The sequence below is a fragment of the Agrobacterium larrymoorei genome (assembly GCF_005145045.1).
Taxonomy (GTDB): Bacteria; Pseudomonadota; Alphaproteobacteria; order Rhizobiales; family Rhizobiaceae; genus Agrobacterium; species Agrobacterium larrymoorei.
Genome location: NZ_CP039691.1, coordinates 418,571 through 432,493 on the forward strand (window position 1 = coordinate 418,571; position 13,923 = coordinate 432,493).

14 protein-coding genes are annotated in these 13,923 nt (G+C 57.8%); 6 read left to right on the forward strand and 8 right to left on the reverse strand.

What is annotated here, in order from left to right; all coding sequences use genetic code 11:
* The first annotated feature begins 2 nt into the window (after nt 1-2).
* Nucleotides 3-653: a septation protein A gene (locus CFBP5473_RS01935; protein WP_027673625.1), complete on the forward strand. Its 651-nt coding sequence runs from the start codon at nt 3-5 to the stop codon at nt 651-653.
* Nucleotides 650-1,246 carry a DUF2585 domain-containing protein gene (locus CFBP5473_RS01940; protein WP_027673626.1) on the forward strand — a complete coding sequence of 199 codons (597 nt, stop codon included), beginning with the start codon at nt 650-652 and terminating at the stop codon, nt 1,244-1,246. Before CFBP5473_RS01935 ends, CFBP5473_RS01940 begins: the two co-directional genes overlap by 4 nt.
* On the opposite strand, the gene CFBP5473_RS01945 is transcribed toward CFBP5473_RS01940, so the two are convergent.
* The 5 genes from CFBP5473_RS01945 to ccmA all read right to left on the reverse strand — a co-directional run bounded on the left by CFBP5473_RS01945 (nt 1,247) and on the right by ccmA (nt 4,155).
* Nucleotides 1,247-1,849, reverse strand: coding sequence for a DsbE family thiol:disulfide interchange protein (locus tag CFBP5473_RS01945; protein WP_027673627.1), 603 nt, complete (start codon nt 1,847-1,849; stop codon nt 1,247-1,249).
* A complete protein-coding gene (gene ccmD / locus CFBP5473_RS01950; RefSeq protein WP_027673628.1) occupies nt 1,846-2,022 on the reverse strand; it encodes a heme exporter protein CcmD in 177 nt (58 codons plus the stop codon). Before ccmD ends, CFBP5473_RS01945 begins: the two co-directional genes overlap by 4 nt.
* 4 nt (nt 2,023-2,026) lie before the next feature.
* Entirely contained in the window at nt 2,027-2,788 is a 762-nt protein-coding gene (locus tag CFBP5473_RS01955; RefSeq protein ID WP_027673629.1) for a heme ABC transporter permease, read from the reverse strand.
* A gap of 66 nt (nt 2,789-2,854) precedes the next feature.
* Nucleotides 2,855-3,514: a heme exporter protein CcmB gene (gene ccmB, locus CFBP5473_RS01960; RefSeq protein ID WP_027673630.1), complete on the reverse strand. Its 660-nt coding sequence runs from the start codon at nt 3,512-3,514 to the stop codon at nt 2,855-2,857.
* Nucleotides 3,511-4,155 (reverse strand): heme ABC exporter ATP-binding protein CcmA, encoded by a 645-nt coding sequence (ccmA, locus tag CFBP5473_RS01965; RefSeq protein WP_027673631.1) that lies wholly within the window; start codon nt 4,153-4,155, stop codon nt 3,511-3,513. Before ccmA ends, ccmB begins: the two co-directional genes overlap by 4 nt.
* A 274-nt stretch (nt 4,156-4,429) precedes the next feature.
* Between ccmA and acnA the strand changes: the two genes are divergently transcribed.
* The 3 genes from acnA to CFBP5473_RS01980 all read left to right on the forward strand — a co-directional run bounded on the left by acnA (nt 4,430) and on the right by CFBP5473_RS01980 (nt 8,819).
* Nucleotides 4,430-7,123 carry an aconitate hydratase AcnA gene (gene acnA, locus CFBP5473_RS01970; RefSeq protein WP_027673632.1) on the forward strand — a complete coding sequence of 898 codons (2,694 nt, stop codon included), beginning with the start codon at nt 4,430-4,432 and terminating at the stop codon, nt 7,121-7,123.
* A 230-nt stretch (nt 7,124-7,353) separates the two neighbouring features.
* Nucleotides 7,354-8,133 (forward strand): DUF1223 domain-containing protein, encoded by a 780-nt coding sequence (locus tag CFBP5473_RS01975; protein WP_084631418.1) that lies wholly within the window; start codon nt 7,354-7,356, stop codon nt 8,131-8,133.
* 293 nt (nt 8,134-8,426) lie between these two features.
* Nucleotides 8,427-8,819, forward strand: coding sequence for a DUF2794 domain-containing protein (locus CFBP5473_RS01980; protein ID WP_027673634.1), 393 nt, complete (start codon nt 8,427-8,429; stop codon nt 8,817-8,819).
* Nucleotides 8,820-8,897: 78 nt separating this feature from the next.
* Here CFBP5473_RS01980 and CFBP5473_RS01985 read toward each other — a convergent pair whose 3' ends face one another.
* The 3 genes from CFBP5473_RS01985 to CFBP5473_RS01995 all read right to left on the reverse strand — a co-directional run bounded on the left by CFBP5473_RS01985 (nt 8,898) and on the right by CFBP5473_RS01995 (nt 13,161).
* A complete protein-coding gene (locus CFBP5473_RS01985; protein WP_027673635.1) occupies nt 8,898-9,635 on the reverse strand; it encodes a Bax inhibitor-1/YccA family protein in 738 nt (245 codons plus the stop codon).
* 266 nt (nt 9,636-9,901) lie between these two features.
* Nucleotides 9,902-12,451, reverse strand: a complete 2,550-nt coding sequence (locus tag CFBP5473_RS01990) for an ABC transporter permease (protein WP_027673636.1) — start codon at nt 12,449-12,451, stop codon at nt 9,902-9,904.
* On the reverse strand, nt 12,448-13,161 hold the full coding sequence (locus tag CFBP5473_RS01995) for an ABC transporter ATP-binding protein (RefSeq protein WP_027673637.1): 714 nt from the start codon (nt 13,159-13,161) through the stop codon (nt 12,448-12,450). Before CFBP5473_RS01995 ends, CFBP5473_RS01990 begins: the two co-directional genes overlap by 4 nt.
* Nucleotides 13,162-13,245: 84 nt before the next feature.
* Between CFBP5473_RS01995 and CFBP5473_RS02000 the strand changes: the two genes are divergently transcribed.
* Nucleotides 13,246-13,896, forward strand: a complete 651-nt coding sequence (locus tag CFBP5473_RS02000) for an arylesterase (RefSeq protein ID WP_027673638.1) — start codon at nt 13,246-13,248, stop codon at nt 13,894-13,896.
* Nucleotides 13,897-13,923: the final 27 nt, after the last annotated feature.

Below are 13,923 nucleotides of genomic sequence, written 5' to 3' on the forward strand. Positions count from 1 at the left end.
GTATGGACGTGGAAAGCAATCAGCGCGAAAGCGAAAAGATGGTGCGGGAAATCAGCCCGCTTCTGAAATTCACGCTCGAACTCGGGCCGCTCGTGGTCTTCTTTTTCGCCAATTCCCGGGGCGAGTGGCTGGCTGAAAAGCTGCCTGTGCTGCACGAATTCGGCGGGCCGATCTTCATTGCCACCGGTCTTTTCATGATCGCTACGGCGCTGGCGCTCTCGGTTTCCTGGATACTCACGCGCACCCTGCCGATCATGCCGCTGATCTCTGGCATCGTCGTTTTCGTTTTTGGCGCGCTGACGCTCTATCTGCAAAACGACACCTTCATCAAGATGAAGCCGACCATCGTCAACACGCTATTCGGCGTCATCCTGCTGGGCGGGCTTTTCTTCGGCCAGTCTTTGCTCGGTTATGTCTTCAATTCCGCCTTCAAGCTGACGGATGAGGGCTGGCGCAAGCTGACGCTGCGCTGGGGTATCTTCTTCCTGTTTCTGGCAGTGCTGAACGAAGTCGTCTGGCGCAATTTTAGCACCGATAACTGGGTTGCCTTCAAGGTTTGGGGCACCATGCCCATCACCATCATCTTCACCATGGCGCAGATGCCGCTCGTCATGCGCCACTCGCTCGAGCCATTGAACAAGGACGAGAAATGACACTTGCAGAACTGCCTGCCTCCCGTTCGTCCTCGCTCAAATGGTTCGGTGTCGCGGCGGGGCTGCTGCTTTTGCAGACCGTTATTCTCTATGCGATGGGCCGCGTTCCGATCTGCGAATGCGGCTATGTGAAACTGTTCGAGCCGGGCGTGAATACGCCGGGCAATTCCCAGCACATCGCAGACTGGTACACGCCTTCCCACATCATCCACGGCTTCCTGTTCTACTGGTTCGCCTGGCTGCTGTTTCGCACAAAGCCACTGTCCTTCCGGCTTTCCGCTGCCGTTCTGGTGGAAGCTGCCTGGGAAATTCTGGAAAATTCGCCGATCATCATAGACCGTTACCGCACCGCTACCATGGCGCTTGGCTATAGCGGCGACAGCATCCTGAATTCGGCGATGGATACGGTCTTCATGGCGCTCGGCTTCCTTTTTGCCGCGCGCGTTCCTGTCTGGCTGACGTTTCTGATCGCCATATTCTTCGAGATTTTCACCGGTTGGCTCATTCGAGACAATCTGACGCTGAACGTGGTCATGCTTGTCTGGCCGCTCGATGCGATCAAGGAATGGCAGAGCGCGCTTCCGGGCGGCTGATCAGTCGCCTGCTATCGCTTTTTCGATTGCCGGAATCAGTTCGCGATCATAGGTCGCAGCGTCGATTGGGCCGACTTTCTTGTAAATGATGGTGCCATCCGGTCCGACGAGATAGGTTTCCGGAATGCCATAAACGCCCCAGTCGATAGCAGCCTTGCCGTTCGGATCGATGCCGATGGCGGCGTAAGGGTTTCCGAGCTCTCCGAGAAAACGAAGGGCGTTGTCGGATTTATCCTTGTAATTGATGCCGACGATATTGAGCCGCTCATCCTTTGACAGCTCCTTCAGCATCGGATGTTCCTGCCTGCAGGGGACGCACCAGGATGCAAAGACGTTCACCAGCGTCAGCTTGCCCTTGATCGCCGTATCGGTCAGGGGCGGAACATTAGCGCCTTCCAAAGGCGGCAACGCCAGAGAAGGCGCCTTGGTGCCGATCAATGCCGAGGGAATGGCGCTGACATCGAGGCCGTTGACGTCCTGCTCGTAAAGCATCTTGGCTGCAACGGCAGCGAAGCCTGCGAAAACCAGCAGGGGCAGAAGCGCCAGGACATAGCGTGATCGACCCCGCGATGCAGGGCGGGCGGAGGCATCCTTATCAGTCATGCGGATGGCGCCTCTGATTTTGCCGGTCTGGAGCGACGGCGGATGCCAGAGGCTTCCAGTTGCGCGATTTCTCTCATGCGGGCGCGCCCATCAAGCCAGACCCAGGCAATCAGTGCGGTGACGATGAGCCCGGTCATGGCGTAGGACATGCCGATGTAGAATGTGTGACTCATGGTGTCATGCCCCTCTTCCCGCAACGCGCGCGGCCAGACGGCGTTGCGCGGCGATGCGTCTGCGCAGGATCTCATTTCGCATGGCGGCCACATGCAGTGTGAAGAACAGAAGCGTGAAGCCAATCGCCATGGTCAGAAGCGGCCAGAGGAATTCCGGGTCGATTGCCGGGCCATCCATGCGCATGACGCTGGCGGGTTGATGCAGCGTGTTCCACCATTCCACCGAGAACTTGATGATCGGGATATTGACGAAACCGACGAGGATGAGCACGGCGCTGACGCGCGCTGCCTTGGATGGATCGTCCATCGCCTTATTGAAGGCGATGAGGCCGAGATACATCAGAAAAAGAATGAAAACGGAGGTGAGCCGCGCATCCCACACCCACCATGTTCCCCACATGGGTTTGCCCCAGAGCGAACCGGTGATGAGCGCAATCAGGGTGAAGGCGGCACCGATGGGGGCTGCCGCCTTGTGGCTGACATCGGCCAGTGGATGCCGCCAGACCAGCGTGCCGATGGCCGAAAGCGCCATGACGGTGTAGCACATCATCGAAAGCCATGCGGCTGGGACGTGCACATACATGATGCGCACGGTGTTGCCCTGCTGATAATCGCCTTCCGTCGTGAAAGACAGATAGAGACCTGCCAGCAGACAGAGCGCAGACAGCGCTGCCAGCCAGGGCAGAATGCGTGCGGTCAGTGCCAGAAACCGGGTGGGATTGGCGAGATCGCTGAATTTCTTGATTGCAAGGCTCGTATCGTTCATGGCGTCTTTCTGACCTGAAGCTTGGCCTTTCTACAATGAGGAAGGAGCCTCGGCAATTGATCCTTATCAATCCGTGGAACTGCGCAGCGCCAAAGCTGCGAAGAAGGGGCCAATTACCGATGAAAAGAGCGTGATCGCCGCAAGGATCATGAAGGGCGGCAGAAACGGCGCGGGATCCTGGACCGCAGCATAAGACGCGCTTACGCCGAAGATGAGAACGGGAATGGCGAGTGGCAGAACGAGGATCGAAACCAGCAATCCCCCGCGCGGCAAGGCAACCGCAACTGCCGCGCCCACTGCGCCGATGAATGTGAGGGCAGGGGTTCCGACAAGGAGCGTCAACATCACCGCGCCGATTGCCACCTCACCCATATTCATGAAGAGCCCGAGAAGAGGAGATGCGATGACCAGCGGCAGGCTTGTGGCGGCCCAGTGAGCCAGGCATTTGATGAAGACGGTCAGAACCAGCGGGTTTTCGTGCATCAGAATGAGGTCGAGCGAACCATCGTCCCGCTCGGCCTGAAACAGCCGGTCAAGACCCAGCAGCGCAGCAAGAAGCGCACCGATCCAGACAATGGCCGGTCCTATCCGCGACAGGAGATTGAGGTCTGGCCCAACGCCGAAAGGAATGACGGCAACGACCGTCATGAAGAACAGAACGCCGATGAGCGCACCTCCGCCTGCACGGATGGAGAGCTTCAGATCGCGCAAGAAAAGAGTCATCATTCCCAGATGCCCTCCACGCCTGCGAAGCCGGTCATGCGCAAAGCCTTCGCATTGTCCAGCCCGAGCGGCTGATGGGTTGCCGCGATGACCATGCCGCCTCGGCCGAGATGCTCTTTGACCAGCCCGGTGAACATCTGGTCTGCCTGCGCATCGAGTGCCGCCGTCGGTTCATCCAGTATCCAGATTGGTCGCCACGCGACAAGCAGCTTGGCCATTGCGAATCGCCGCTGCTGGCCAGCGGAAAGATAGCCGAAGGGCAGGTGCGTGATGCCGGAGAGCCCGACGACCTCGGCGGCTTCTTCGACCGAAAGCGCATGACCTGCATTGAAATTGCCCAGAAAACTCTTCCAGAAAGACAGGTTTTCGTTGACCGTGAGTTCCTGCTTCATGGCATTGCGGTGGCCGAGATAGTGGCTGGCCTCTGCGGGACGAGCGCCCTGTTCAACTCCTTTGCCGGCTATCTTTACGGTGCCGCGTTCAGCGGTCATGAGGCCTGCAATGACGCGCAAAAGGGTGGATTTTCCAGAGCCGTTCGGTCCAGTCAGAAGCAGTGCTTCTCCATTAGTTAACTGGAGGGAAACATTCATGAATATAAAATCCTCGCCCCGTCTGGCGCCAAGATTTTCTGCTATCAAATGCACTCTCTGGCCTCGTTTAAGATTTTAATCATCTCGATCGAAAAAAAATCGATTTAGGTCGTCTGTTGGTCTGGCACGTTTCGGGGAAATTATCTATATGGGTCTCAACCACGCCAGCGGTCGGCGTGATCATCATATAGCGCCGGACCTGCAGGTTGTGACAAGCAACCTCTCGTGCGGACAGCGGAAATGACCGTACCCGCATCCTGATGTGCATGATAGTGCATAGGTGTCCGCACGCGCGTGTTGGCTATCAGAGGAAGCGGGGTTTATAACCGTGGCTAAATCTCTCGACAGTTTCAATTGTCGTTCAGTTCTCACCGTCGATGGTAAGGACTATGTCTATTACAGCCTTCCGAAGGCGGAAGCGAACGGCCTGAAGGGCGTCGCCAACCTGCCGTACTCCATGAAGGTTCTCCTCGAAAACCTTCTGCGCAACGAAGATGGCCGTTCGGTAACGAAGTCGGACATCGAAGCCGTTGCTGCATGGCTGGAGAACAAGGGTCTCAAGGAAGCTGAAATCGCTTATCGCCCCGCACGCGTTCTGATGCAGGACTTCACCGGCGTTCCGGCAGTTGTCGACCTCGCCGCCATGCGCGACGGCATCAAGGCACTCGGTGGCGATCCTGAAAAGATCAACCCGCTCGTTCCCGTCGATCTCGTCATCGACCACTCGGTCATCGTCGACGAATTCGGCAATCCGAACGCATTTGCCCGCAACGTGGAGCTGGAATACCAGCGCAACGGTGAGCGCTACCGCTTCCTGAAGTGGGGCCAGCAGGCGTTCAAGAACTTCCGCGTCGTTCCTCCGGGCACCGGCATCTGTCACCAGGTGAACTTCGAATATCTCGGCCAGACCGTCTGGACGAAGGATGAGGATGGCGAGACAACCGCTTATCCGGATACATGCGTCGGCACCGACAGCCACACGACCATGATCAACGGCCTCGGCGTTCTGGGCTGGGGCGTTGGCGGTATCGAAGCCGAAGCTGCCATGCTCGGCCAGCCGGTCTCCATGCTTCTGCCGGAAGTCGTCGGCTTCAAGCTGACGGGCACGCTGAAGGAAGGCGTCACCGCGACCGACCTCGTTCTGACCGTCGTTCAGATGCTGCGCAAGAAGGGCGTCGTTTCCAAGTTCGTAGAGTTCTTCGGTCCCGGCCTCGACACGCTGCCTGTTGCAGACCGTGCAACCATCGGCAACATGGGCCCGGAATATGGCGCGACCTGCGGCTTCTTCCCGGTCGATGCAGCAACCGTCGGCTATCTCAACATGTCCGGTCGCACCAAGGACCGTATCGCACTGGTCGAAGCCTATTCCAAGGCTCAGGGCATGTGGCGTGACAATGACGGTTCGCAGCTCGTCTTCACCGACACGCTGGAACTGGATCTCGGCGACGTCGTACCGTCCATGGCTGGCCCGAAGCGTCCGGAAGGCCGCCTGCCGCTCGAAACCATCGCGCCCAACTTCGCGACGGCTCTCGAAAACGACTACAAGAAGCCGGGTCAGCTGAGCAACCGTTACGCGGTTGAAGGCGAAAGCTACGATCTGGGTCACGGCGATGTGGCAATTGCCGCCATCACCTCCTGCACCAACACTTCCAACCCATCGGTTCTGATCGCTGCCGGTCTTCTGGCCCGTAACGCGGTTGCCAAGGGCCTGAAGTCCAAGCCGTGGGTGAAGACCTCGCTTGCACCTGGATCTCAGGTCGTTGGTGAATATCTCGAGAAATCCGGTCTCCAGAAGGAACTCGACGCTCTCGGCTTCAACCTGGTCGGTTTCGGCTGCACGACCTGCATCGGTAACTCCGGCCCGCTGCCTGCGCCGATTTCCAAGACGATCAACGACAAGGGTCTGATCACGGCTGGCGTTCTTTCCGGCAACCGTAACTTCGAAGGCCGTATCTCTCCTGACGTTCAGGCGAACTACCTCGCTTCTCCGCCGCTGGTCGTTGCTTATGCTCTGGCCGGTACGGTTCAGGCCGACCTGACCAAGGAACCGCTCGGTGAAGACCGTGACGGCAACCCTGTCTACCTGAAGGACATCTGGCCTTCTTCTGCGGAAGTGCAGGAGTTCATCCAGAAATACGTGACCCGCGAACTGTTCGAAACCAAATATGCGGACGTGTTCAAGGGCGACGAAAACTGGCAGGCTGTTCAGGTTCCGGCGGGTCAGACCTACGCCTGGGACGATCAGTCCACTTACGTTCAGAACCCGCCTTACTTCGTTGGCATGGGCAAGAGCGGCTCCGGTCTCAAGGATATCAAGGGCGCGCGCGTCCTCGGTCTCTTCGGCGACAAGATCACCACCGACCACATTTCTCCGGCCGGTTCGATCAAGGCTGCTTCCCCGGCTGGTGAATATCTGACGGACAACGGCGTGGCCGTTGCGGACTTCAACCAGTACGGCACACGCCGTGGCAACCATGAAGTCATGATGCGCGGCACCTTCGCCAATATCCGCATCCGCAACCACATGCTTGGGCCGAACGGTAAGGAAGGTGGTTACACCATCCATTATCCATCTAAGGAAGAGATGTCGATTTACGACGCCGCCATGAAGTACAAGGAAGAGGGCGTTCCGCTCGTCATCTTTGCAGGCGTTGAATATGGCAACGGTTCTTCCCGTGACTGGGCGGCGAAGGGCACCAACCTGCTCGGCGTAAAGGCCGTCATCTCGCAGTCCTTCGAGCGTATTCACCGCTCGAACCTCGTCGGCATGGGTGTCGTTCCGTTCACGCTGCCTGAAGGCACGACCTGGGCCAGCCTTAACCTGAAGGGCGACGAAACCGTCACCATCGAAGGTCTCGAAGGCGATATCAAGCCGCGCGAAACCAAGATTGCCAAGATCACTTACGGCGACGGCACGGTGAAGGAAGTTCCGCTTCTTTGCCGCATCGATACGCTGGACGAAGTGACCTACATGAACAATGGCGGCATTCTCCAGACCGTTCTTCGCGATCTGGCTGCCTGATCATTCATTTGACGACAAAAAACGCCGGGAGCTATCCCGGCGTTTTTGCGTGCGGTGGTTTAGCCTGAGACGCGCACAGCTCAGCTATTGCAGCGTGATCTAATGTGATCACCCTCACCCCATCGTGACTTTCTCTTGAACAAGCTTCGGGGCTATTTTCCGCCTTGCGTCCCGACATAGATTGATTGCATCAATGGTCTGGATTGGCATCCAGACAAGGGTTCTCGTAAATGCCGCAGAAATTTCGGCCGCCGATATCAGGGCTTTTCAGAAACAGACCTCGGACGGTCGGTCTTTCGCTATGCGTGCTTGGCGTGCTGTTCGGGCATTCCGCTTACGCGCAGGAAAAACTGAAAGGCGTTGTCGAACTCTTCACATCGCAAGGCTGTGCATCGTGCCCGCCTGCTGATGCCACATTGCGCAAGCTCATTCAGAACGGCGATGTCGTTGGCTTGTCCTACCATGTCGATTACTGGAATTATCTAGGTTGGGCGGATTCGCTCGCCTCCAAAGAAAATACCGAGCGGCAATATGGTTACGCCAAAGCGCTCGGTCGCAACAATGTCTATACGCCGCAGGCGGTGGTGAACGGGCGCGACCATGTGAAGGGTGCGGACCTCCAGTCGATCTACAAGCGCCTTGATGACTTCAAACAGGCGGGCGAGGGGCTCAACGTTCCCGTGGACACCAAGCGCGTCGGCGATGAAATCGAAATCGATATCGGTGCCGGACAAGGCAAGGCCGATGTCGTGGTGGCCTATTTCACGCGCGAGCAGGTGGTCGACGTCCAGAAGGGCGAAAATCAGGGTAAGAAGATTTCCTACTGGCACAGCGTCTACGACGTTCAGACCGTCAGCATGTGGGATGGCACTGCGATGACCGTCAAACTTCCTGCCAGTGTGATGAGCAAGGCGAAATCGGGCGGATGCGCAGTTCTTCTGCAGACTACGGATGCATCGGGCAACCCTTCGGCCATCGTCGGCGCGAATGTTCTGATGCAAGCTGAGTGAGTGAAGTTCCCTGCGAAAGCTGGGGGAGATCCGGTCCGGGCATTGGGGGCTGGGGGTAAAGGGTCAATGCACCGGACCGGGTCATCTTGGTGCCTAGGCATCAATTGACAATAGCAATATTCCATCGAATTCGGGCCATGATTTGTCCGAAATACGGCATTTGCACCTTTCTGACCTGCCTAAATTATTACCGCCATTCTGGTTTTTTCGGCGCGATATGCGGGCTTGCAATTTCAGCCGGGCAGGGACAGACTGTCTTGCAAACGTCATAAGCAGTTGAGCGAGGTTGCCTGATGACCGATCAGCCGGATTTGCACCGTGCACATTCTTCACCACGGGAAGGCTCAACAGTCGTCGATCTCCGGGAATATAAACAGAGCAAGGACCCACTGCCGGTCACGTTTCACCGGCGGGAGCTGGATGCCATTTTGCGCATCTATGGGCGCATGGTGGGCGAGGGTGAATGGCGCGATTATGCCATCGACCATATGAAGGACAAGGCAGTCTTTTCCGTATTCAAGCGCTCCGGCGAAATGCCGCTTTTCAGGATCGAGAAGAATCCCAAGCTGGCCGCCAAGCAGGGCGCTTACTGCGTAATCAACACGGATGGCCGCATTCTGAAGCGCGGCCACGAATTGCCGCAGGTGCTGCGGGTTTTCGACAAGGTGCTGAAGCTGGTCGATTGACCCAGTCGAGAGTGTAGCGATGTAGGGATACAAAAAAGGCGGCCATTGGCCGCCTTTCGCATGTGATGTTCCAGACTATTAGTCGTCCCGGTTTCCGAGGAACTGAAGAAGGAACATGAACAGGTTGATGAAGTCGAGGTAAAGGGTCAGGGCGCCCATGATGGCCTTGCGGCCGGCAACCACGACGTCGTCACCATCGAAGTACATTTCCTTGATCTTCTGGGTGTCGTAGGCCGTCAGGCCTGCGAAGATCAGAACACCGATTGCGGAGATCGCAAAGCCCATTGCAGAAGACTGCAGGAAGATGTTGACGATCGACGCGATGATCAGGCCGAAGAGACCCATGATCAGGAACGAACCCATGCCCGACAGGTCCTTCTTCGTCGTGTAGCCGTAAAGCGACAGCGCGCCGAAGGAAGCAGCGGTGATGAAGAACGTCTGAACGATGCTCTGGCCGGTGAAGACCAGGAAGATGGACGACAGCGAGATACCCATCAGGGCGGCGTAGCCCCAGAAGGTCGCCTGCGCTGCGGGAACGCTCATCTTCTGAATGCGGAAGCTAAGGAAGAATACCAGTGCCAGCGGGGCGAACATGACGACCCAACGCAGCGGGGACGCATAGAGAAGCTGTGCGAATGCTGGATTGGAAACCGCCAGAGTATATGTGCCGAACGAAGCCACACCGGTAATGACCAGTGCAAGCGCCATGAGGTTATAAACCCTCAGCATGTAGGAGCGAAGACCTTCATCGATCATCGCACCAGATTGTACACGGCCCTGGGCCATGCGGTTCTGGTAGTTGTTGAAGTCAGCCATTGTTTCCTCTTTTGAGCTCCGAAATACCTACGGTGTCGGGATATGACCGTCTCGCGGAGTATATCCCAGGCGCCGCTGCGGAGCTACAGCAAGCCTATCGAAGAATATGAGACGATCCCATCGCAGTTACAAGACCTTCAAACGGCGAAAAAACACCGTATGCGCGAAAAGCGATAACGTTTTTGGGATCATTACCAAGATTTAATCGCAAAAGTTAAGTGGCGCACAACTTTTCCGGTCGTAGCGCCTTTGGCCTCTTGCGCAGGTTATTCTCCGGCCTGTCGAAGAACCGGGGCGGCCTTCTGGCCGAGAATGCGCCATGTGCCGATGAGACCGATGCCGACCGTCATTACCAGTGCAACGACAAGTGTACCGATTGCGACGTCCGGCAGGAAGCTGGACGGCAGTTTCATGATACGGGCAATCACGAACCATGCCGAGACGCCTCCGGCAAAAAGAGCGAAGACAGCGGTGGCGAGCCCCAGCATCATATATTCATAGGAGAAGGCGCGGATCAGCATGGAGCGCGTTCCACCAAGCGTCTTGAGAATGACGGCGTCGTGGGTGCGCGCGCGGTTTCCGGCGGCGAGCGCTCCCGCCAGCACGAGAACGGAGGCGACAAGCGCGACTGCCGCTGCGGCTCGGATGGCCGTTGCAAGCTGACCGACAAGCCGGTCCACGACATCGAGCGCGTCTTTTACGCGAACGCTGGTAATCGTCGGATAGGCGTTGGTAACGCTTCTAAGGATTTCGCCTTCCTGTGCGGGCGTGGCGGAGGGGTCTGCAAGGGTCGCGAGCCAGGCATGCGGTGCGCCGCGGAAGGTGTTGGGGGAGAAGACCATGACGAAGTTTATGGAAAGCGATTGCCACTGAACGTCGCGCAGATTGGCAATTTTGGCCGTTATGCTGCGGCCAAGAACGTTGACGGTAACGGTGTCGCCGATCTTGAGCCCAAGCTCGCCCGCCTCCTCGGCAGCGAAAGAAACGAGCGGTTCACCGGTGTAATCCTTGTCCCACCAGCTTCCTTGGGTCAGCTTGGCATTGTCTGGCAGGTCCTGCGCATAGGTGATGCCGCGATCTCCGCGCAAGACCCACCGACCTGACGAGGGAACGTCCATCTTGCTGACATCCTGACCGTTCAACGCCAGAATTCTTCCGCGCAGCATGGGCACTTCCGTCAACGTGCCTTCCGGTGCCTCGCGTTTGACGAGGTCTCGAAAGCCATCGCGCTCGTTACCCTGAATATCGACAAAGAAGAAGTTGGGCGCCCGCTCCGGCAGGGTGGCCGTCAACTCCCGGCGAAGATTGCCATCGATGAGCGTCAGTGTGACAAGCAGGGTAAGGCCAAGGCCCAGCGAAAGAACGACGGAGGGCGTTAGCGCGCCGGGCCGATGGATATTGCCGATGGCAAGGCGCACGGCTGCGGAATGAACGCGGGGACTGCGTTTGGCAATCGCCTTGATGCCCCATGCAACAAGGCGCAGAACGACGAATGCAAAAGCGATTGCCGCAAGGAAAACCGAGGCGATGAAGCGATCTTCCGCGGAGAAAATTGCCAATCCTGCGAGAGCGGCAAGCAGGGCCGCGGTTGCGGCAAGATAAGGCCAGGATGGCAGCTTGTTTTCCTCAAAGCCCTGCTCGCGAAAGAGAGCGGTCGCCGGAACTTCACGCGCCTGCCCGAGTGGCAGAATTGCGAAAGCAAGCGTGGTGAGGAGACCGAAGATCGCCGCCAGTGAAAGCGCGGAAGGATAGAAGGCCAGCTCCTTCGGAACCGGAAGAACGCCTTCGAGAAACTGCATGGCGATAAGCGGGGCAATGGCACCGAGCGTCAGGCCGATGGCAATGCCGACGCAGGCAATGAAGGCGATCTGGAACAGATAGGTCATCGTTACGACGCTGGCCGGCGCGCCGAGGCACTTCAACGAGGCAATCGTGGTGCGCTTGGAATCCAGAAAGGCCCGCACGGCATTGGCAACACCGACACCGCCGACGATAAGGGCCGTAAGGCCGACGAGGGTCAGAAACTGGGAGAAGCGATTGACGTTTTCGGTCAGCGAGGGTGCTGCCCGGTCGCTTGTTCTGATCGACCAGCCTGCATTGGGAAATTCGCGGTTCGTATCGGCAATGATCGTCGCGCGCTTGGCGGGATCGTTCAGGCGCACCTTATAGGCATGTTCCACCAGACTGCCCGTCTGGATGAGGCCAGACGCGGCCAGCGCACCGCGGCTGAGAAGAAGGCGCGGGGCAAAACCGAAGCCATCCGACAGCGCATCCGGTTCGGTGACAATCGTCCCCATGAGTTTGAGGCGCGCATTGCCCAGAAGCAGTTCATCGCCGATCTTGATGCCAAGGCGCTCAAGCAGCATGGGTGCGGCGACGGCGCCGAAGCTTTCGCCCTGTTTCGCCAGGAGTTGCGGCAGGGGCAGGGCGGGATCGGATACGAAATTGCCATAGAGCGGATAGGCGTTATCGACTGCCTTGACCTCTGCCAGCGTTTGCTGCGAGCCATCCTCAAGTCGTGCCATGGAGCGGAGGCCGTCCGACAGCGCGACTTGACCCAGCCCGTCGATATAGGCGCGCTCCTCGGCGGGTGCCTCGCGGTTGCGCAATTCGAAGCGGACATCGCCCGCAAGGATCGACTGGCCTTCGCTAGCGATGGCGCTGGTAACGGCTTTGGAAACCGAATTGACCGCCGCAATGGCGCCCGTGCCAAGCGCGATACAGGCAAGGAAGATGTAAAAGCCGCTGAGGCCTCCACGAATTTCACGACGCGCCAGCCGCAGCGCATTTTTAATGTGCAGGGGTGAAGGGATCATGCCACCACCGCCTGCTTGGCGGCGGCGGTCAGTCCGCTATCTCCCTCTATTTCCCCGGAGCGAACCTTGATCTGGCGAGAGCATCGGGCAGCAAGCGACGTGTCGTGCGTGACGAGGATCATCGTCATGCCGCGCTCTGCCTGCTTGGAAAACAGGAGGTCGGCAATCTGCTTGCCGGTATCTGTGTCGAGGTTGCCCGTCGGCTCGTCGGCAATCAGCACGGCAGGCGAGGGCGCGAGCGCCCGGGCAATCGCCACGCGCTGCTGCTCACCGCCGGATAGCTGCCCCGGATAGTGGTTGAGACGTTGACCGAGGCCGACAGCAGTCAGTTCCCGCTCGGCAATTTCGAAGGCATTGGGCACATTGGCGAGTTCCAGAGGAACGGCCACGTTCTCCAGAGCGGTCATATTGGCGATCAGGTGAAACGACTGGAAGACTATGCCGATATTCTTGCCGCGAAAATCGGCCAGAGCGTCCTCGCCAAGCTTGTGAAGTTCCGTTCCCGCAATCGTGATCTCACCGCTATCGAGCCTTTCCAGGCCAGCCAGAACCATCAGCAGGGTGGACTTGCCGGAGCCTGAAGGCCCAACGATACCGACTGCTTCGCCCTCCGAAATGGTAAGGTCGATGGTCTTTAGAACATGAACGGAAGCTGCTGCATTGCCCAGGGTCAGATCGGCCTTATTCAGCTTGATGATGCTTTTCGTCACGTTCGGCGTTCCTATATAGAGAAAAGAGCAATCGGGATTTCTGGCGAAACCTTCAAGATTGGCTCACAAATTAGGAAGGCTGGTATGAGTTTTAAAGCCGTTGCCGCTCACTTCATCGTCATTTGTTCGGTGCTTCTTTCCGCATCCTTTGCGCAGGCTCAGGATAAACCGTTACAGCTTGTCGGACTGGGCGACAGTCTGATGGCGGGATACCAGCTGCCGCCGAGCGATAGTTACACCGCCCAGCTGGAAACGGTTCTCAAGGCCAGGGGCGTAAACGTCACCATAACCAATGCGGGTGTTTCCGGCGATACGAGCTCCGGCGGGCTGGCGCGTGCGGAGTGGTCGGTCCCGGATGGAACCGACGGTGTCATTCTAGAGTTGGGTGCAAATGATGCACTGCGCGGTATTTCCCCTGCCGACACTGAAAAGAATCTTGAAGCCATTATCGATGGTTTCAAGAAGCGCAACATTCCGGTTCTTCTCGTCGGCATCATGGCTCCGCCGAATATGGGCGATGATTACGCCAAGCGCTTCGACCCGATCTATGAAAATCTCGCCCAAAAGCACGGCTTGCCGCTCTATCCCTTCTTTCTGGATGGCGTCGTGCTGGATCAAAAGCTGCAGCTTGAGGACAGGATGCACCCCAATACCCAGGGCGTCGCCCTGATGGTGGAGAAGTCGTTACCAACCGTGGAGGCCTTCGTTAAGACTATCAGTGAGCAAAAAAAATAAGCGCTTGCGCCTGAGAGCGTTGCGTGA